This window comes from Pseudoalteromonas sp. bablab_jr011, from assembly GCF_016464045.1.
Lineage (GTDB): Bacteria > Pseudomonadota > Gammaproteobacteria > Enterobacterales > Alteromonadaceae > Pseudoalteromonas > Pseudoalteromonas lipolytica.
In genome coordinates this window covers 1-21097 of sequence record NZ_JACDWU010000174.1, presented here as the reverse complement: position 1 = coordinate 21097, position 21097 = coordinate 1, and the positions used below count along the sequence as shown (strand labels likewise).

At 40.3% G+C, this 21097-nt stretch carries 16 protein-coding genes; 6 read left to right on the top strand and 10 right to left on the bottom strand.

Annotation, left to right across the window (positions count from 1 at the left end; genetic code table 11):
* Nucleotides 1-115: 115 nt before the first annotated feature.
* The 5 genes from JIG41_RS09730 to JIG41_RS09710 form a co-directional block, all read right to left on the bottom strand.
* Nucleotides 116-1786, bottom strand: coding sequence for a cyanophycinase (locus tag JIG41_RS09730; protein WP_199524635.1), 1671 nt, complete (start codon nucleotides 1784-1786; stop codon nucleotides 116-118).
* Between the two features lie 75 nt (nucleotides 1787-1861).
* A complete protein-coding gene (locus JIG41_RS09725) occupies nucleotides 1862-3154 on the bottom strand; it encodes a hemolysin family protein (protein ID WP_036972771.1) in 1293 nt (430 codons plus the stop codon).
* A gap of 124 nt (nucleotides 3155-3278) precedes the next feature.
* Nucleotides 3279-3977: an ABC transporter substrate-binding protein gene (locus JIG41_RS09720; RefSeq protein WP_199524634.1), complete on the bottom strand. Its 699-nt coding sequence runs from the start codon at nucleotides 3975-3977 to the stop codon at nucleotides 3279-3281.
* Nucleotides 3978-4103: 126 nt separating this feature from the next.
* Entirely contained in the window at nucleotides 4104-5213 is a 1110-nt protein-coding gene (locus JIG41_RS09715) for an arginase family protein (RefSeq protein ID WP_036972773.1), read from the bottom strand.
* A 290-nt stretch (nucleotides 5214-5503) separates the two neighbouring features.
* Nucleotides 5504-6283, bottom strand: coding sequence for a DUF2189 domain-containing protein (locus JIG41_RS09710; protein ID WP_036972774.1), 780 nt, complete (start codon nucleotides 6281-6283; stop codon nucleotides 5504-5506).
* A 144-nt stretch (nucleotides 6284-6427) separates the two neighbouring features.
* On the opposite strand from JIG41_RS09710, the gene udp reads away from it, so the two are divergent.
* Nucleotides 6428-7183: a uridine phosphorylase gene (udp, locus tag JIG41_RS09705; RefSeq protein WP_074989139.1), complete on the top strand. Its 756-nt coding sequence runs from the start codon at nucleotides 6428-6430 to the stop codon at nucleotides 7181-7183.
* On the opposite strand, the gene cdd is transcribed toward udp, so the two are convergent.
* On the bottom strand, nucleotides 7172-8104 hold the full coding sequence (cdd, locus tag JIG41_RS09700; protein WP_199524633.1) for a cytidine deaminase: 933 nt from the start codon (nucleotides 8102-8104) through the stop codon (nucleotides 7172-7174). The two genes, udp and cdd, sit on opposite strands and share 12 nt — an antisense overlap.
* A 155-nt stretch (nucleotides 8105-8259) precedes the next feature.
* The gene (locus tag JIG41_RS09695; RefSeq protein WP_227006865.1) at nucleotides 8260-8577 is read right to left on the bottom strand and encodes a hypothetical protein; all 318 of its coding nucleotides are present in this window, start codon (nucleotides 8575-8577) and stop codon (nucleotides 8260-8262) included.
* A 397-nt stretch (nucleotides 8578-8974) separates the two neighbouring features.
* Here JIG41_RS09695 and JIG41_RS09690 point away from each other — a divergent pair, with 397 nt between their 5' ends.
* Nucleotides 8975-11011 (top strand): ATP-binding protein, encoded by a 2037-nt coding sequence (locus JIG41_RS09690; RefSeq protein ID WP_199524632.1) that lies wholly within the window; start codon nucleotides 8975-8977, stop codon nucleotides 11009-11011.
* On the opposite strand, the gene ppc is transcribed toward JIG41_RS09690, so the two are convergent.
* The gene (ppc, locus tag JIG41_RS09685; RefSeq protein WP_036972780.1) at nucleotides 11012-13657 is read right to left on the bottom strand and encodes a phosphoenolpyruvate carboxylase; all 2646 of its coding nucleotides are present in this window, start codon (nucleotides 13655-13657) and stop codon (nucleotides 11012-11014) included.
* A gap of 424 nt (nucleotides 13658-14081) precedes the next feature.
* Between ppc and JIG41_RS09680 the strand changes: the two genes are divergently transcribed.
* Complete coding sequence (locus tag JIG41_RS09680; protein WP_075593329.1) at nucleotides 14082-14828, top strand: SDR family NAD(P)-dependent oxidoreductase; 747 nt, start codon at nucleotides 14082-14084, stop codon at nucleotides 14826-14828.
* An 11-nt stretch (nucleotides 14829-14839) separates the two neighbouring features.
* The gene (locus JIG41_RS09675; RefSeq protein ID WP_074989134.1) at nucleotides 14840-15448 is read left to right on the top strand and encodes a flavin reductase family protein; all 609 of its coding nucleotides are present in this window, start codon (nucleotides 14840-14842) and stop codon (nucleotides 15446-15448) included.
* Nucleotides 15449-15452: 4 nt separating this feature from the next.
* On the opposite strand, the gene JIG41_RS09670 is transcribed toward JIG41_RS09675, so the two are convergent.
* Complete coding sequence (locus JIG41_RS09670) at nucleotides 15453-16532, bottom strand: Xaa-Pro peptidase family protein (RefSeq protein ID WP_065979135.1); 1080 nt, start codon at nucleotides 16530-16532, stop codon at nucleotides 15453-15455.
* A gap of 129 nt (nucleotides 16533-16661) precedes the next feature.
* On the opposite strand from JIG41_RS09670, the gene JIG41_RS09665 reads away from it, so the two are divergent.
* Complete coding sequence (locus JIG41_RS09665; protein WP_075593328.1) at nucleotides 16662-17882, top strand: Xaa-Pro peptidase family protein; 1221 nt, start codon at nucleotides 16662-16664, stop codon at nucleotides 17880-17882.
* Nucleotides 17883-18043: 161 nt separating this feature from the next.
* A complete protein-coding gene (locus JIG41_RS09660; protein ID WP_036972786.1) occupies nucleotides 18044-19450 on the top strand; it encodes a YfcC family protein in 1407 nt (468 codons plus the stop codon).
* Between the two features lie 319 nt (nucleotides 19451-19769).
* Here JIG41_RS09660 and JIG41_RS09655 read toward each other — a convergent pair whose 3' ends face one another.
* Nucleotides 19770-20741 carry an integron integrase gene (locus tag JIG41_RS09655; protein ID WP_199524631.1) on the bottom strand — a complete coding sequence of 324 codons (972 nt, stop codon included), beginning with the start codon at nucleotides 20739-20741 and terminating at the stop codon, nucleotides 19770-19772.
* Nucleotides 20742-21097: the final 356 nt, after the last annotated feature.

Here is a 21097-nt window from a genome sequence, read left to right as displayed (position 1 = left end):
GTTAAACGTAAGAAAAAATAACATACTGATTATGTTGAATTTTGTAATTATAAAGTAAGACCTTAGCCCATTTTCTAAACATGAAAATAGGCTAAGCTTCTGTGCATTTTAGTGATTAATTAAACGTTTTAACTTTAAATGAAAGGTTTTCGACGCCGCAACCAGAGCGACTTTTGTTAATTCGATAGTAATGAGTTTGCTCTGTAGCATCTAAGTTAAGTAAAAACTCATCTTGTTGAGCAACCGCCTGTTGTTCTTGTGTTAAACACATGGCTTGCAGTAATGAACGGAGTTTGGCTTCACTAAAAATACCGCCAAATCGTTGCAGTGGTAACGGAGGAATTGTCATACTTGGTAAGGCATTATCAACACTGCGTTTAGCAAAACTAAAGCCCTTGTCAGTGACATCAATAACTGCGCCTGCCGGCCAATAACTGAGTTTGCCGCTCAGCTTCCCCGCTGACTCAATATGAACAACGCCATTTTTACCTATGACGGTCATTAAGGCTGTGTCTGCTGCGCGAATCGACACTAAGGCCGTTGTTTCGTCAATCCCAAAGCCATATTTTTGTCCTGTGTCGGCAAGTAATCTAGCCAAGCGCATTGTTCTGTTACGTTCACTAAAATGGCTATCAACGGTGCCATAGTCAAATGTCGCAAGGCCACTTTTAGTTGAATAAACTAAAACGTCACTCGCTTCTTTCATTTCACAACCAATGCAGTCATAGTTCGTACCACCTTGCCTAAGAGCAGACAGACTGTCACCTTGCAAAACCATCACCGATTTTTTCCCTTGTGCAGAAACTCCACCGTTTTGTGAGATACTGCCACTGCCCACCCCCATGATAACAGGGCGTGATTGAAGTTTTGTAAACCACGGATAAGCCTCGCCAGAACGAGTAAATAATACCTGCTGAGCAAGTGCTTGATCGCCATCGTTAAATATCACCGCGGTGGCCGTGTTTAACTGCTTATGTAATGCATTAATACCTTGCTGGCAAAAGGCCAGTTCGGTGTCGGTTCTATCTCTATACACCTTTTCTCGATTAAATAAGTGCATTTCGGTTTGGCGCAATGTATTGAGTTCATTACACTTATTATTAACAAGGGCATACGCTGACGCGGGCGTTAAAGGTAACCACTCTGCTTGAATACCTTTATGATTAAGTAATGACTCATAATAATCAGCACTCGCATAAGGATCGCGGCTAGATGCGGTGATCACCAAAACCTTCGGGGTTTGGCTGTTTACTTTTATACTCGCAGCAACAAAGTCAAGGATATCAGTGCTTGATGACTCCACATTATAAGCAGGAAACACACGTTCTTTTACTCTATTTTGCTGCTGATCGACGACGGCAATCTCTAGCATATCTAACACATAGTTGAATTCGCTGACATGTAAAACACTTAATAGCTCATTATTGATATCACGCCATGCCCACAGTAACTGCGTTTTACGCATTGATTTAGAATGAGTGTCTACAAGTGTATTTAATAAGGTATTAACCGCTTTTTTATTCGCTTTATTATTAGTCGGCCATGATTGATTAACGGTTTTGATTGCTTCACGGGTAATTTTGAACAACCTTGATTGCTTACCTGAAATTGCCTCTTCACTTGTACAGTGTTGACTATTTGCACTTGAACACATAGCCAGCTCGCCCCCGACCATAACAAGAGTTTGGTTAGTAGGTTTTACTGCAAAACTAAAAAAAGATAATAGTAAGAAAAAAACAAGCAGTGCAGCACGAAAGGCACCATAAACATTTTTAATAAGGCACATAAAAAGTCTTAAATTATAATAAACTCCCTCAGTATACAGACAATTAATGCCACTTTAAATGAAAGGAAAAGGCGCTTATGCGCCTTCACTGGATGATAATCGAGAAACAAGTAACTGCTCTACTTTCACCCCTTCAACATCCACAACTTCAAATTTATAGCCGCCATAATGAATAAACTCAGCGCGCTTAGGCAAACGTTTCATTGTGTAAATTAAAAAACCCGCAACAGTTTCAAAATGAGATTGATCAGGAAAATCTTCAAGCTCAAGTACTTTTGCCAGCTCAACCACTGGCGTAAGTCCGTCCACCAGCCACGAATTTGCATCACGCTTGATGATAAGCTCCTCACCTTGGTGAGATATTAAGTCTCCCATAAAGCCTTTCATAAGATCTTTTACCGTGACGATGCCAACCATTAATGCGTATTCATTAACAACAACAGCAAACGGCTCAGCGGCGGTTTTAAAAGTATTTAACGCTTCTGACAAACTGAGGGTTTCAGGTAAATAAAAGATATCCTTATTGATCAGTTCCTCATCTATGTCAGCATTTTGGCCTTTGAGTACCTTACGCAAAATATCTTTTGATTCGACCGAACCAATTAATTTATCTAAACTGCCATCGCACACTAAAAAGTGATTGTGTGGGTGTTCAATAATTTTTGTAGCGACATCATCCGCAGCGGCTTTCACATCGAAAAACACAATTTGATCTCGCGGTGTCATCACACTCGATAAAAAGCGAGCTTCTAAGTCAAATACATTACCAATAATCTCATACTCTTGCTGCTGTAAACTTCCGTATTCAGCACCTGCATCCATCATGGCAACAATGTCTTCTGTGGTTACAATGTCTTCTCGTTCTGCCGGCACTTTAAAAGCACGCAGAATAAAATTAGTGGTGCCATTAAAAAACATCACAAACGGTGTTAGCGCAAAAGTTACCCAGCGCATGATTGAAACAACATTCACTGCGACCACTTCCGGCATGATCATCGCCAAACGTTTTGGTAGCAAGTCTGCAAATAAGATAAAGAGCGACGTAATACAAAAAAACGAGATTAAAAAGCTTATCTGACTAAGCAACGGCCCTTGGTAGACCATGACCAAAATTTGTTCAATGTAAGGTGATAAGGCTTGCTCACCCACTATCCCGCCTAAAATCGCTATAGCGTTCAGCGCAATTTGAATCATCGCAAAAAAAGCACCTGGTTGCTCTTGCAGTGTTAAAACCGCCTGCGCTTTTTTACTACCTTCATCAACCATAACGCGCAATTTGATCTTGCGTGATGCAGCGATGGCTATCTCACTCATCGCAAATAACGCACTAATCAAAATTAATAACATAATAATGAGTAAATCACTCATTGCAGCTCCTAAATATAGAATCGCATTCAATCTTTTGAATACACAGTACTTTTTAGACGTTACACTTTTGCAAGAATGGTCAAAAAGCAGCTGATTATAGCGACTTTAATGCAATCAACAAGTGCTATTTTTTATCGTCAAATGCAAAGGCGTTGGTTAATTTTTCCAAGGTTGAATTGTTGATATTTTTATTGCAAGCAAAATACAATTCTTGGCTTCCCACTGGGATTTCATAAACAGGTTTTAATGACGAGAGTGAGGGGTCTTGCTGGAGCGCGAAGTTAAATTGTTCATCGCTGAGCACCACTAAATCGATACTATTACGACGGCTTTTTAATATATCGTATATGTTGTCAAAACTATTTAATAAGATGAGTTGGTTTTTTTCATTAAAACCATGTTCTGCTAAATAAATATGACTGTAATTGTCTTTTAAAACGGCAATACGGTATCGCTTCGCATCACCCAGATTTGCAATATTTATATGCTCAGGCTTGAAGCTATAAAACGAGACGGTAAAGTTAGACAGCTTGGAAATCCATTTAAAATGCGCTTCTCTGACTGGAAGCCTCGCCATAGAAAAGATACAGGTGTTACTGTCACGCAGTGCTGCATTATATGAAACAGACCAAGGATTAACCGATAGTGTGTAGTTAACGCCGCTGCGCGTTAATGCTGCCTTTACTTTATCAACGACAGTACCAACAAGTTCGCCTTTTTCATTTTGATAGTGAAAATTTGGTAAGTTTTCAGTCACTACTGTAATTGCTGCAAAACAAGGAAATATTAAAAGCAACAAAGACAAAATTAGTAAATTGCGCATACAGCAACAACACCACAATATGATTATTAACTATCAATATAGCCTGATGTAGCCATTATTGAAATAGAATTAACAATTGTGACCAGAACAAGGGCCTAATACACAGGCCCTTGCATTATTAACGTATTATTTATTCATTGCACCGATTAAAAATGCTGAGATTTTTGCACCCTCTCTCAACGTTGTTTCTGAACTTGTTTGACCAATCAACGAACTGTCCGTAAAGGGGGCAATTTCCATCATGTCAGCCCCTGTGATCGGAAACTCATCGGCTAACGCCACCAAAATATCCAGTGCATGCTGAGGAGTTAATCCCCCCGCTTCTGGCGTACCGGTAGCCGAAGCGAAACTTTCATCAAGCGCGTCTATATCGAAGCTCACGTATAGCTCATCAATATTGTCTGCTTTAAGTTGTGCAATAACCTCATCTGCAACCGCTTTTGCGCCGCGTTCGATTATTTCATGCGCCCAATGCTGTTTCACACCGAATGTTGATTCCCAATGCGCTTTTGGTTTGCCACTTGAACGAATACCAAATTGGATCAAATTACGCGGAGCGGGTAAATACTCAAGAATATGTGTGCACCACGAGCCAAAACACAAATCAATCCCTAATCGTTCAACTAATAGGTCGGTGTGCGCATCAAAATGAATAATAGCAGTGCGTTTACCTGCATCGCGTTTTGCTTTTAAATACGCTTTGGTTAACGGGTAACTAATTGAATGGTCGCCCCCTATTCCAAAAATCCCTTTTTCTGGGTAGTGTGCATAAAAGCCATCACATACATCTTCTGTAATAGAAAGTGGTGAAACATGATATTCACTATTTTCGTCAGCATACAACGCTTTTTGACAGTTACTAATCGTTGCATCGTTCAAATATTTATCATGCAATAAATGTGGAATAACACGCACATCACCTAAATCAAAAGCACGTGCTTGAGGCTGTTGATCAATTAATGTCGAACGTAAAAATAGCGGTCCCCAATTGGCCCCACGTAAAATACCACCGCCACAATCTGAACTAATCCCTAAAATAACGGCTTTATGCTCAGAGTCTGCTAATGTCTCGAGTGATTCTTTCCACAGCACATCAACATTTTCTGTTTGACCATAAAGCTTGGTACGAAGTGCATCTTTACGCTCTTTAGCTGTATTAACCGTAAAAACACCGTCTCCTGGTGGACAGAGGCAGTGACTTAATTTTTCGTGGAATGCTTTTTGTGTGTTACTCATATCTACTCCGCTGATAATTATCTGCATAATCATGCGCTAACAAAAATTTATGCATTTAGCACAAAGTTCAAAACTAGATAAGCCTAGTATTAAACAGCGTATGAAAATTAGAAAAAACAACTCATTGAATTTAATAGATTTATTTTCTCAAACAGAAAAGTTGAATTTGCTTATGAATTAAATAAACAATCTAATGAGGCAGGTATAACATGCGTTAAGTTAAAGTCAAATAGTGCAGCAATCGGTGAGATTACTGCACTAGATTTATATTCATGCAGAGTGAATACTCATTATTCGTAACCTCGCGGTTTCTTAGTCTTGATCACCGCAATATACGCATGCCAGCTTGCATAGCTAAGTAAAGGCATAATGACAATAAAACCAGCCGTGCCAGTGATGAACCCGACAAATACCAAACACAGTATTAGCCCTGCCCACACAATCATTGCTGCCGCGTTTGTTTTAACGGCGTTAATAGACGAGATGACCGCTGTCATTAAGTCCACACGACGCTCCATCATAATTTGCGGCGTAAAGGCCGAAATGGCAAACACAGTAACAAGTAAAATACCACCGACAATCGTGCCTAAGGTTAAAAATGCCGATAATTGCTCAAAGCTAGGGTTTACAACGTTTGGATATAAGGCATGGATAAGTGCAGCTAATCGCATCCACACAATCATTATCACCATAAGTAAAAAAGCAAATCCCCATTCACCGGCAGGATTTCTAAACATTGATTTTAAGCTATGAAATAAAGTTGGTTTATGCCCTTTTTCAAGCTCCCAAGCAACATCATATAGGCCAGCTGCAAATGCAGGACCAATTAATGCAAAGGCAACAACAGCCGGTAAAATCACTAGATGGGTATCAAATTGATACACAAAGTACATAATCGTAGCGGGTATTAGGGTGAACACTAAACCATAAACTAAACTTAATATGGGTGCATTAGCGATATCTTTAAACGCCAAAGACAACCAGTGAAAAGGCGCCGAGGCTGATACGTGTGAACTTTCTAAGCAGCGGGCAAATTGTTGATGTTTACTCATAGAAGATGACGCAGGCATAATATATCCTCTTTTATCATTACATCTTTAGGTTTAGGTTATCTGTTCGATTCTTGCAACCTTCACCTTAAATAGGACATCTGTCCTGTACTTTACAAGCAGATGATTTAAGTATTACGCTTTAGATAAAAATAAGGTTCAAAAATGGAAAAGGTATTTCACTTAGGACTCTCACGTGACGACTTAAAAGGTGCCACTTTGGCAATCGTTCCTGGCGATCCTGACCGCTCAGCGCGTATTTCAACCTTTCTTGATAACCCTGAATGCTTAGCAAAAACCCGTGAATTTCATGTTTATCGTGGTGAACTAAATGGCCACAGCGTTGTGGTATGTTCGACTGGCATTGGTGGACCTTCGACATCAATCGCTGTAGAAGAATTAGCACAACTGGGTGTTGATACTTTTTTACGCATTGGGACAACCGGAGCCATTCAACCACATATTAACGAAGGTGACATTTTAATTAGCCAAGCGTCTGTGCGTTTAGATGGAGCAAGCCAACACTTTGCCCCGTTAAGTTACCCTGCGGTTTCTGATTTTTTTGCCACACAAGCAATGGTTAATGCCTGCGATAACTTAGCCATCAATTATCATATTGGTATTACGGCATCGAGTGATACATTTTATCCTGGACAAGAACGCTACGATACTTATTCAGGTTATGTACCACGTGCTTTGCAAGGTAGTTGTGAAGAGTGGCAAAAACTTGGTGTCATGAATTATGAAATGGAATCGGCAACACTCTTTACTATGTGTGCTGCTTTAGGCCTCAGAGCAGCCTGTGTAGCTGGCGTATTAGTAAATAGAACTAAGCAAGAAATCCCTAATGTAGACCACGGCGAGATCGAGAAAAAGTCGGTCGCCGTCGTCATAGAAGCGGCCAAACTGTTACTTAATTAAAGCCGCTGTAATGTATTCAAATGCTGGTGGGTTTTCAAAGCTTGCCAGCACTGCTTTCGCCACCTCTAATTGATTTTTCGCGTCTTCTGTCTCAAGTAAAGTGATTGACTTAACCGTCTGATCGTCAAAACTTAATCCGCTAAGGTAAAACTGGCTCAACGCACTTTGTAAAGGTGACAAACTGGGGCTATATGCCGCATTTTCTGCGTAACTGCCATAAAAATCACCATCGTGATACGTACTAATTTTAACGGCGCTAAAATTCCCCGTATAAGGCACGTAGGCATTTAATGCTGTTTTAATGAGTGTTGCATCACACGCGTTACTAATACCTGAAAATTGATGCGTAGTCGCTGACTGCGACATAAGACTTATTTCATTACCTAAGTCTTTAGGACCAAACGCATTAGGCAGTAAGTCATGCAAACTAAAGTGCTTTTCTGGTAGGAGTATCTCAAGCGAATCGGCTGTATCTAGCTCATTCATGAACTGGCGGCAATAACCACACGGCGCATCACTAATTGCAATTTTAATGACTGATTTTGCCCCATTTAGCCAGGCATTATTTATCGCTGACTGCTCTGCATGAACAACTAAACTTAATGCTTGATGGGTAAACTCAACATTCGCACCAAAATAGAACTGAGTTTCGCCTTGCTGATTAATACCCAGTGCAATTGCACCGACATAAAATTGCGATATAGGCGCAACAGAAAATAAACTCGCAACGGGTACACACGCTTTAAGTAACTGTGTTTCTGTGAGTTTATGCTCATTACACAGAGCAATAATATCGCGCTGAAATAGAATACCGCGCTGCTGCTTTAACTGAGTAAAAAGCGCTGTTTTTTGCTCTAAAGAAAAACTAAATGACGCTAAATTTAGCGCTTCTTGGCTCAGTTCTTTACTACTTGCTGTCATAACAAATTATAATTATTAATTGGCTATACAGTGTAAAAGGTTATGCCCGTAATTACTAGACTCTAAGGCGTGCAAAGCTCAATTATGTCCCGATTTAATAGGCTAATTAGTCGCAGCTTTAAATTAAAACCGGGTGTGTATGTCACATTTTGAGATTACTGTTCTATAAGCCAATTTTTTGCTGTTTGAAAACATTCGAAATTTTCTGCATGCACGTTATAACGCTTGGCCTTTTGCACAAACAGGTCATGCATAAACCCATCAAAACTGACCACAATTGCGATTACAGCTCGCTTTAAAGTGTTTGCAACAACGGGCATAATGGTAAATAAGTCTGCAGGCTCAAAGTTATGGGTTAACTCGGATACATCGACCAAAATTTTATCTGATCCATACAATAAAGAGTATTGATGGGCTATTTGGTAAAAATTTATCACATCCTGTGCACTTGCCATCCCTCTTAACGTCATCATTACAAGCGACGTCGATGCATCATATGTGATGCAAGTAGACACATTGGTCATAAAGTTACTCTAAAAGTCTGTGGGTAATTTTTAAATGGGCTTAATCTAGGCTGAATGAGAAAGCCGCGCTATTTTATTGATATCTACAACTGAGTCAACACCTAGCAATAAAATAGGTCAGACCAGACAAGTAAATAATAATTTAGTGCTAGATAATAATTAAATATCTGTAGCGATACTTCACGTTGTGTTTACTTGTTAGATACCTGTAATTTTTCCTAACCAACAATACGTTTTTTCTGATAATTCACATTACTAATAAAATATACAGTTTGTACCTGAACGAAATCGAACGTATGAACTATTCTGGTATTAATACTTTATTTTTTATCTATTGAGTTCATGCATGGCCAGAGTACTCATTACATTTTTGTTTAGTCTGCTGGTGTTTAGCTTCCCCGTTGCGGGTCAAGCTAACGTTAAAACAGCAGATGAGTTTGAACAAATACGCAATACAATCAGGGAAAGCTACGCACACTCCCCAACCGAAGGGCTCAATTTAGTCAACTCTTTACTCGAAACAGATGACTTTTCACTCGAACAAAGAGTTATGATTACCAACTACAAAACCTGGTTTTTATTTGAAAACAATCAGTTCGAAGATGCGATGCAGTCAGTGGTAGAATACAAAAGCATGGTCTCTCGACTGAGTGAAAAGAGTTTAATGTATGGGTATTACAACCTTTCTGGTGGAATCTATTCACGACTTGGCCTTTACGAAGAAGCCCTCAACTACTATAACGATGCAATTCCCTTTGCGAGACAACGAAATCAACTTCTTGTTTATCAAGTCGAAAACAATATAGCGCTTATCTACTTAGAATTAGAACGCTTTAAAGAAGCATTAACCACATTCGAAAATTACAAACTCTACGCACAAACAAATAATCAAACACTCAACGAATCGTTTGCATCAATGAATATTGCGACCGCACTGGTTGGGCTTAAAAAATACGATGAAGCGATGGCAGTTTTAGATGGGCTACTCATTTTGCAAGAAAAGCATGACTACATCACACACCAGAGTATAAGTTTAGTCCTGAAAGGCAAAATTCTTCGACTGCTAGGTGACTTAGAAGCCTCTGAAAACGTGTTATTAAACGCCGTTGATTTAATAAAAGAGCATGATGTAAGCAGTGAATACATGAGTGCTATTTTAGCGCTTACAGCGACATATGAAGCACAAGGTAAAATTGAACACGCAATTAGTTTGATCACATCAATCGATCTCGATTCTGATAAATATACGCATTTTGAAACACAGCTAGAAGTCGCAAAATTCACGGCAAGTCTCTATGAAAAACAAGGCAATTATCAAAATGCACTGATAGCTTATAAACAGTACAACGACATACAAACGGTCGCTTTGAAACGTCAGGCAAGTGTTAATTTAACCAAAGCCTTAGCCGAAGCTGATTTAGCTGCAAAAGAAGTGAGAATTTCTGAACTAACCAAAACAGAGCAAATAAAAGCAACCAAAGCAAAAGCATTCCAAGATTTAACAATTGCCATCTCGATGTGTCTATTCTTGATTATTATCGGCTCATTTATAGCCATACGAAGTATTAACAGACAAAAACATAAACTCGCAGCCACGCTCAAACGCCTCCACGATACACAAAGCCATCTTATAGAAATCGAAAAAATAGCGTCGCTTACGTCATTAGTCTCAGGCATGGCGCATCAATTAAATACCCCGATAGGCACCATTGTGACAGCCAGCTCGCTAATAGATAAATACTTAACGGGCTTATCTGATAAGTTTGAAAACCGGAATTTAACCAGCAAGCATTTCCACGAGTTTATAAATGATACCAGCAGTGCAAAAGAGTTGGTGATCAGTAGTGTTAATCGACTCGCCAGCATTGTTGAAGAATTTAAATCGCTCAATGTCTCTATTAATCTTGATAAACCGATGTCAAATATTGTGCTTCTTGAGTATATGCACGACCGATTAGAACCGCTGAGTATCTATCTAGGAAAACATATTTATTACGAAGTGAGTGGTGATGATGTCACGATTATGTCTTACCCCTCTATTTTAGGTGATGTTTTAAAAACACTGGTGATTAACTCCTGCGAACATGGGTTTATTGACCGTGATGAAGGCAAAGTAGACATTGTAATTAAGCAGAATGCGCAGTGTGTTGATATTATCTATCAAGATAACGGTGTAGGAATTGAAGACGGAATTCTTAAAGAAATTTTCACCCCCTTTTACACATCCAATATGGGTAGCCAGCATTTGGGGCTGGGTTTAAATGTTGTTTTTAACGCAGTGCAGTATAACTTAAAAGGCAAAATATGCGCCGAGTCATCTGATCACGGCGCACGGTTTATAATTACCTTACCAATCGACGTACGATTAGTAGATGAAGAGTGATTAACCGGTATTACGCATACCCGCAGCAATCCCTGTCATGGTGATCATGAGTGCATTATCAATATCACCCGCTGAACTAGCATCTGCTTCACGCGAGCGACGTAGTAATTCAACTTGTAACAAGTTGAGTGGATCGGTGTACGGGTTACGCAAAGCAATAGACTCTTTGATCCACGGTTGATCAGCAAGTAAACTTTTTTGTGGACTCAATGATTGAACCAATTCAATTGCTTCATTAAGTTCTTGGCGTAACTTCACACCGAGCGGTTTATATTGATCTGTCACTAACGCATCATCATAGTGTGCGCTTAACCAGCTATCCGCCTTACTAAATACCATTTCTAGCATTTCTAAACGCGCACGGAAAAATGGCCATTGCAAACTCATTTCATGCAAGGTTTCAATACCGTACTTATCTAGTGCAGCTTGTAAACCTCTTAATGCGCCAAGCCAAGCCGGTAACATTAGGCGGTTTTGGCTCCATGCAAAAATCCATGGGATTGCACGCAAACTTTCTACCCCGCCATGTGGGTTTCGTTTCGCAGGGCGTGAACCCAATGGCAATTTTGAAAGCTCTTGCTCTGGCGTCGCCATTCTAAAATAGGGAACAAAGTTTTCATCATGACGAACCACATCGCGGTAATGCTCACATGACTCGGCGCTAATAAGCTGCATCACATCACGCCATTCACTCTTAGGCTCAGGAGGCGGTAACAAATTACTTTCAAGCACTGCACCAGCATAAATATTAAGACTTTGTAGCGCAACGGCAGGCAGACCAAACTTAAAGCGGATCATCTCGCCTTGTTCAGTAACACGCAATCCCCCTTTTAATGAACCCGGCGGTTGAGAACGCAGTGCTTGCGCCGCAGGAGCGCCTCCGCGTCCCACGGTGCCACCTCGTCCATGGAACAATACCAACTCAATGCCACGTTGCTCAGCAAGTTGAACAAGTTTATCCATGGCTTCGTACTGCGCCCAGCCAGCAGCCATCATGCCCGCATCTTTCGCAGAATCTGAATAGCCAATCATGACATTTTGTTGGTTTTGTATATGACCACGATACCAAGTGTTATCAAGTAGGCACTCGATAACATCTTTACCCGCATTTAAGTCATCCAACGTTTCAAATAAAGGAGCCACGGGTAATTTAAACTTACAACCACTTTCTTTTAGAAGCAATTGCACAGCTAATACATCAGACGCAGTGCGTGCCATAGAAATGATATATAAACCGAATGTGTGTGCATCTTGTGCAGCAATAACATCAAAGGTATCTAGTACTTCTTGTACATCGGGACTCGGTTTCCAATGCTTAGGAATAAGCGGTCTGCGCGAATTTAACTCAGCAAGTAAGAAAGCTTGCTTATCGTCCTCTTGCCATTGGTGATAATCGCCCAAGCCCAAATAGCGTGTTAACTCAGAAAACACATCACTGTGGCGCGACGAATCTTGACGTACATCTAGCTTAGCTAGGCGTAAACCAAAGCTATTTATGCGTCGTAACACATCAAGTAATAAACCGTCTGCAACCACTCGCATGTTGGTTTTAATTAACGAGCGATAACACACTTCAATGGGATGTTTTATTTGTGCTATGTCGGTAATTAAATCCTCAGAATCTGTACGTTTACGCTTAATTTTTGCACCAAGGTGCGTAACTGTTTCAGCAATCTGATTTTTTAAGTTTTTCAGCACCGCACGGTATGGTTCGAATTCTTGACCTGCCAGCGCAATGAGCTCATCACTTGCATCTGACATTGATAGTTCGTTACTCAGGGTTTCAATATCACGAGAATATAAATCGAGAGCCATCCAACGACCGTGGTCAAGCACTTGTTGCGTCACTTCAGCGGTGACAAATGGATTTCCGTCACGGTCGCCGCCCATCCACGATGTAAACTCTATCGGGCTGTAATCAATTGGTAAGCTTAAATCGAGTTCAGATTTAACCTCATCAGTAAATTCACGCAGAAAACGTGGCACAGCATGCCATAGACTGTTTTCGATCACGGCAAAGCCCCATTTTGCTTCATCAATAGGGGTCGGGCGTGAACGTCGAATATCATCCGTATGCCATGCTTGGCTTATTAGCTGCTCTATACGGTTAAGAAGTTCTGCACGCTCTGTAGGTAGATTGTCTTTGCGCTCTAATGACGCTAAGCAATCACTTAACTCAACGTGTTTGTTAATCATAGTACGACGCGTCACCTCTGTAGGGTGCGCGGTGAGCACTAAATTAATGTGGAGTTTTGAGAGAGTTTCGGCTAAATGATTAATATCAATGTGGCCTTGATTTGCCGCAGTTGCTAACGCTTTTAATGTTTGAGTGAGAGGATTAAGTTGGCAAAAGCCAACATCATTAAAGCGTGACACAGTGTGAAATTGTTCGGCAACATTAGCAAGGTTCAAAAAATGATTAAATGAGCGTGCAACCGGTAATAGTTCTTCGTCTGTGAGAGCGTGTAGTACATCAATAAGGGCCTGTCTGTCGGCTTCATTACCACTACGTGACGATTTAGATAAAGCGCGAATTTCTTCTACTTTATCTAAAATGGCTTGTCCTTGTGCATCTTTAATCGTTTGACCCAACATTTGTCCAAGCATGCTAACATTACCGCGAAGTGCAGCGTATTGTTCACTCATTCTCATACTCCTTTCTTTTACTAAGTTGAAAGTACTTACTGCACAGTATTTTGCTAAGCAAAACGCCTACAAAATACTGATCCTTTCTATTAATATCATTGTCAGCGTCAATTTAATAGATCGAATTTTCTAACATGTTCGTAAAAAAGAATAACCAATATATAAACATAAAAGCGTAATAATTATGCAGCTTAGCCTTAACAAACCATATTTTATCCATTCAATTGGTAAAATGGACTTACCAATATTTTAGGCAAAATCCGTGTAAATAAAGGCGTGTTCAAAAAACAGTTGGTAAAGCTTTTAGATGTTGAATTATTTCTTTCGTTTTTAGTTTAAGAATAAAAAACGGCCCATTCTTAAGCGATTTTTTTATGTTGAACGAGAAAAAATATTTTTTAAAAAATTTAGAATCGAGCTAAAAATGCAACTAATTATTTTATCTGGCGCAAGCAGTGATATCGCAAAAGCCTACTTTAATGAGCTACACAATGAATTAACCGATGCCATCATTGTGACTCTGAGCAGAAGTGATTTTGACAATAGTTTTAATAGCACAACTCAACATAATGTGCGCCATCAGCACTTTATCACTGATTACAGTGATGCCAGTTTAGCCGCTGTGGCAACTGAGCTTGCACGCTACGACACCCCGTTGTCGCAACTAATGATATTCAATGGCATGCTGCATAATTCGGATCATGCTCCAGAGCGTAAATTATCAGACATATCGCAGGCACACTTCATCGACAGTATGAAAACGAATGCTTTATTACCGATTGCTTGCGTTAATGCTTTTGTACCTTTGCTTAACCGTAAAACACCGAGTGTTATCTGTGCACTGAGTGCCCGTGTCGGCAGCATTTCTGATAATAAAATGGGTGGCTGGTACAGTTATCGTGCCTCAAAGGCTGCACTTAACATGCTATTTAAATCGGCTGCGATTGAGATCAAACGTCGTTTTCAACATAACCACTGTGTGCTGTTTCATCCTGGCACAACAGACACACCTTTATCTAAACCTTTTCAAGCCAATGTCCCAGCAGATAAGCTTTTTACACCAGAATTTGTTGCTAAGCAGCTTTATAAGTTTGTTGCAGATACTCATTTTTTATCTCAGTTAGATAATCCTGCTTACATTGATTGGCAGGGAAAAACCATTGATTGGTAACAAGGAAAATTATGTACTTTTCAAAAAACACCATTGAAAATTTAGACAGTCGATACCGAGCCCATTTCATTAATAGTTTATCGGGGTTCAAAAGTGCTAATTTAATTGGCACACAAGATAATCAAGGGCATACAAATTTAGCCATTGTCAGCTCAGTGTTTCATTTAGGCGCACACCCGCCGTTGGTAGGCATGATAATCCGTCCACATTCTGTGCCTAGACATACATTAGAAAACATTTTAGAGACGGGGTTTTATACGATTAACCACGTTAATAAAACAATTTATCAACAGGCACACCAAACATCTGCACGCTATGATAAAGCGGAATCTGAGTTTATTGCGACGGGTTTAGAAGCAGAATATCTCGCTGACTTCAAAGCCCCTTACGTGAAAGACAGCCGGCTTAAATATGGCGTTGAGTTAAAAGAGCACCACCACCTTGAAATCAATGGCACCGAACTCATTATTGGTGAAATTACTGCTATTCACCTTGATAAACACAGTATAGACAACGATGGGTTTGTCGATATCGAATCGTTAGAGACCGTCGCAGTAAGCGGGCTCGACAGTTATCACACGACTGAACGACTTGCCCGCTTAGCGTACGCTAAAAAATAGTGGCTTAGATAATAAATGGCTTAGGTGCGTGCGTTAATACTTCGTATCCTGTGTCAGTAACGACGATATCGTCTTCTAAACGCACCCCACCATAACCTGGTATATAGATGCCAGGTTCTATGGTTATCACATTACCAACCTCAAGGGTGTAATCAGTCAAGGTATTAATAAAAGGCACTTCATGTAAGAAAAGCCCTAGCCCATGCCCGAGTCCTTTACCTGCATACTCTCCATATCCTGCATCATCTAATACTTGCTGTGATGCCGCATTTAACGCCAAACAGTTGATACCGGGCTTAACAAGCGCAAGTGATGCTTGTTGCGCCTCTTCGACAGCTTTGTAAATCGATATTTGTTTATCTGATGCCTCACCTAGTATATAGCTTCGTGTCATATCGGAGCGGTATCCGTTCACCACAGCCCCAAAATCAAGGGTGATAAAGTCGCCGTGTTTTAACACCTGTGAAGACGGATTACCATGCGGCAGCGCTGTTCGTTCAGCAAATAGCATAATAGTGGCAAAAGACATGCCTTCGGATCCTAGCTTCTGCATTCGGTATTCAAGTTCTAAGGCTAAATCACGCTCAGTAACCCCTTCTTTGAAGTAAGGTAAAGTCTCTGCCAAAGCCTGATCCGCGATTGCTGCAGCCGCTTTAATCTGCTCAACTTCCCAAGCATCTTTAACACGTCTTTGCTGTTCTATAAGACCAGTAACCGGGGCTAACGTGTGATTACTTAGCGCTTTTTCTACATCTTGCCATACTGCAACTGTGATATAACTTGCATCAAAAGCAACATGACTTTTAGCAGCTAAATGACGGTTGATGCAGTCACCAAGACTTTCAGTATCACGGTCACGGCACACCACATCAAACCCCGAAGTCTCTGCAATAGCACGCTGATGGTAGCGATAATCGGTTATCAGTATACAGTCGTTCTTTGTGATCAATGCGTAGGCGGCATTGCCACTAAAACCACTTAAGTAACGAATATTTTCATGACCAAGAACTAACATGGCGCTATAGCCTTGCTGTTCGAGTCGGGCTTTAAATTCAGCTTGTCTTTGTAGGTAGTTTGCTTGCATCATCACTCCTTATTTTTTGCGCATGCTAGCAGCATTCGATTTAAAAACGAATTAGATGCGATTAGTCGCAGTGAATTTGCATCCAGTTACGCACTCAGGTCACAATGTGAAAAAACCAAGGAGTAAACAATGACAACATATGGCATCGGTATTCAGTCACCAGAGCAAGCTCTGGCTTCTTTATCAGATATGACAACAGATTTAACCCCGATACAAAGTAATGAATTTTTAGCCCGTATCAGCGCAGCGCAAGCCTATATGCAAGCCAATAATATAGACGCAATTTATCTGAATGCAGGAACCAACCTTGCTTATTTTACTGGAATGCGTTGGTATGCAAGTGAACGTTTAGTTGGCGCTATTTTACCTGCGAAAGGCAATGTTGAATACATCGCCCCTTATTTTGAAATTGGTAGTTTAAATGATTTTATGGTGATTGACGGTCCAATACGCGGCTGGCAAGAACATGAAAACCCGTATCAATTGTGTGTTGATGTACTGTGTGAAATGGGTATCGATAAAAATGCTACGATTGGTATAGATGAAAGCGCGCAATTCTTTATTTATGATGGGATAAATAAAGCCAACAGCCATTACAACATCATAAATGCCCAATGTGTTACAGCGCATTGCCGTATGCATAAATCAGCGAATGAGCTTGCTCTTATGCAACGTGCTATGGATATGACTCTTGAAGTTCATAAAGCCACTGCAAGTATGCTCTACGAAGGGATAACAACCACCGAAGTCGAAGCCTTTATTAAAAAAGCACACCAAAAAGTAGGCGCACCAGGAAACTATTTCTGCATTGTATTATTTGGTGTAGCGTCGTCTTTCCCGCATGGTGTAAAGAACCCACAAACCCTTAAAAAAGGGGATGTGGTGTTGATTGATACAGGTTGTAAAGTACATGATTACTTATCTGATATTACACGTACTTATGTCTTTGGAGATGCAACTGTACGCCAACGTGAGTTCTGGCAACATGAAAAAAATGCACAATTAGCTGCATTCAACGCCGCTAAAATTGGTGCTAGTTGCGGCTCGGTTGATGATGCTGCACGGCAATATCTCGCAGCTAATGGTATGGGCCCAGACTATCAAACACCAGGATGTCCTCACAGAACAGGTCATGGCATTGGTTTAGATATTCATGAATGGCCTTATTTAGTTGGGGGTAATACAACTAAACTTGCTAAGGGTATGTGCTTTAGTAACGAGCCAATGATTGTTGTTCCTGACGAATTTGGTATTCGATTAGAAGATCACTTTTACATGACAGAATCGGGCCCATGTTGGTTTACAGAACCGGCACACAGCATTGATGACCCGTTTGGCTTAGGTAAATAAGTTTTATTCAGGCCACTGTATTGTGGCCTGCCTCTTTCCCTGTCTTTATGCGCTTCACATATTACATTAGTTCACAATACGCTTACTTTTCGGTCACCTTTTTTGTCTAAGCCATGGTATTATTTCAAGAATTTTACCTATAAAAATATTATGGAGAATAAATGGGTTTGCATTTTAAAGTTCCCCACACGCTAATTTTACTACTCAGTATGATGGTCATTGCTTTAATCGCAACATGGCTCGTACCACAGGGTTTCTTCAGCACAACACTCAGTGACTCAGGCCGAGAAATGGTCGTGGCGGGTACTTATCAAACAGTATCAGAACGTCACTATTTAACTCCTTGGGATTTATTACAAGCAATTCCTCGCGCTTTTGCAGCGGCACAAGATGTAATTTTCTTTGTATTAATCGTCGGGGGTGTATTAGCCATAGCGCGCGCAACAGGTACTGTTGATGCACTAATCGGTCGCTTACTTGAGCGCCACGGTGAAAAACCACAGCGTTTAATATTTATGGTGGTATTTTGCTTTGCACTTGCATCGAGCAGTATTGGTACTGCAGGTGAGTACATCCCGTTTGTTATTATTTTAGTTGCGCTTTGTAAAGCAATGCGCCTCGATGCGATGACCGCAGTCGGTATGATAGTCGCAGGCTATGGTATTGGGTATGGTGTATCGGCATTTAACCCCTTCACCGTATTAATAGCACAACAAATTGCAGGTATTCCTGTTTACTCTGGCCTATGGTTACGTTTAGCCATCTTCATTCCATTTGTTCTTATCGGTTTTCATCATGTTTGGAAATACACCAAAATGGTGGCCAATGATCCGTCTAAGTCGATGATGATAGGTGTACCTTGCCCGCTTGAAAATCAAACGGCTGCAAGTTATCCAACACTTGCTCTTCGCCATAAACTTATTTTAGGTAGCTTTATTATTACCCTTGCAATTGCAGTATGGGGTATCGCATCAAAAGGATGGTATTTATATGAGCTAGGTGGTGTTTTTATCGCATGGGGTGTCGTTGTAGCCATTTTAGGCAAGTTATCTGCTGATGAAGCGGCCAATAAATTTATTGAGGGGGTGTCAGACCTAGTAACAACCGCAATTTTGATTGGTGTTGCAAGGGGTATTGCGCTGATTTTAGAGGATGGTCAGATTCTGCATAGTTTAGTGCATGGCATGTCGTTACCGTTGTCTTATGTATCTGCCGAAATATCAGCGATTGGCATGTTAGTGATTCAAACTGTATTAAATACATTTATTCCATCAGGTTCTGGTCAAGCTTATGTCACGATGCCACTAATGGCACCACTAGGAGATTTAGTCGGTGTGCCACGTCAAGTTGCAGTACTTGCTTACCAATTTGGTGATGGGTTCTCAAATATGATCATTCCTACCAATGCCGTACTTATGGGTATTTTAGGTATGGCTGGCGTACCCTACGGCCATTGGTTTAGATTCTGTTTACCACTGCTTATCAAACTAATGGCTGCCGCATCAATAGTACTGGTAATCGCAGTTATGTTTGGTTATGGGCTAGATGTGCAACCCACACTAAATTAAGCTAGTTGATATTAAAAAAGCGCCCTAGGCGCTTTTTTTACATGTTTTGAGTTCTTTGTAACAACACATTTTTGGATAAAATGGAGTTGGAGTCAAAGGACAAGCCTGTGCCAAAACCTGACCATAAGCCGCAACTCGCTTCAGCCCCATTATGGGTTAACGTAATTGCTCTAAGGGCGGCTCTGAGCGAAAAGCGGAAGCTAACGCTTTCTATTTATTAAAGCCACATTTCCCAATAGCAGACGTTAACTACCACTAAATTAAGTCATAACTTCAGGTCTATTTAATGAGCAAGAACTAATAGCTGAAAATTGCTTCATTAGAGTAGCTTACTCAATGGGCTTACCACTCCATTAGCACCTTGTTGTAAAACATGGGTATATATTTGTGTTGTTTTAACGTCTGAGTGACCGAGTTGGCTTTGCACAGTACGAATATCTGCTCCACTTTGTAGTAAATGCGCTGCGAACGAGTGTCTTAGCGTATGAGGTGTAATTGGTTTAGTCAGTTGTGCTTTTAACGCAGCTTTTTTAATCGCTTTGCGCACCCCTGTGAGATAAAAATGATGTCGTCTAATTTCACCTGTTTGTGGATCTGCACTTAATTTATAAGAGGGAAACAAATATTGCCATGCCAGAGATTTATTTGCGGATGGATATTTACGAGCAAGGGCATTAGGCATCCAAACTCCCGCGAATTGCTCGTTCTTTATATCAAGCAGCAGATAATCATTGGCCTGCATAATCTGACTTCTTAATAAAGGAATTAACTCAGTGGCTAAAGTCACTATGCGATGTTTATTACCTTTACCATTCCATATCCGAATGCTTTTATAATCAAAATCAATATCTTGAACACGTAATTGGACAGCCTCCATCACGCGTAAACCGCTACCATACATTAACCCAGCGATTAAGTAATAGCGTTTATCTAAAAATGATATCAACAATTTTACTTCATCAGGTGTCATAACAATCGGAAGTTTTTGCTGTTTTTTACTACGCACAAAGACAAGGTCGGGCGATAACTCTTGTTTTATGATGTGTTTATATAAAAATGCCAGCGCATTTAAAGCCGTCGCTTGGGTTTTAGGTGATACATTTTTCTTCAAAACCAAATAGTCTAAATATTTTTCGACCTCATTATCCCCCATAGATGAGGGGTGCCGCTTGTCGTGATAATTAATAAAGCCAGCAATCCATTTCAGGTAAGTGTCAACCGACCGTAAAGAATATTGTTTGGCTAACATGTAATCTATGATTGAGTTTAAAAATAGCGAGCGTGTTCTCATAACTATTCCAATAAAAATTAATACTGTACGTATATACAGTTTGGCTACTTTGCCCCCATAGTCAAGAAAACAAGCAAATGAGTCGTTTTCTACTTTTTGTCAAAAGATGATTTTTCTAAATGTTATTATTTGGAAATGGCTTAAGATGTATGATAAAACTGGTTCAATCAGATAAACGACCCAACCATTGGTAGAGAAACGACCCATTGGGTCGATATTAAATTGTTGAACTAAGCCGCTACGCGGAGATCCTATTCTTATAATTTGAGCCACACTTACCTTGGGGTTATCCCATAACTTGGAGGTAAGTCATGAATACACTCATTGAACAAGTCAAAACTGAAATAGCCTATCGT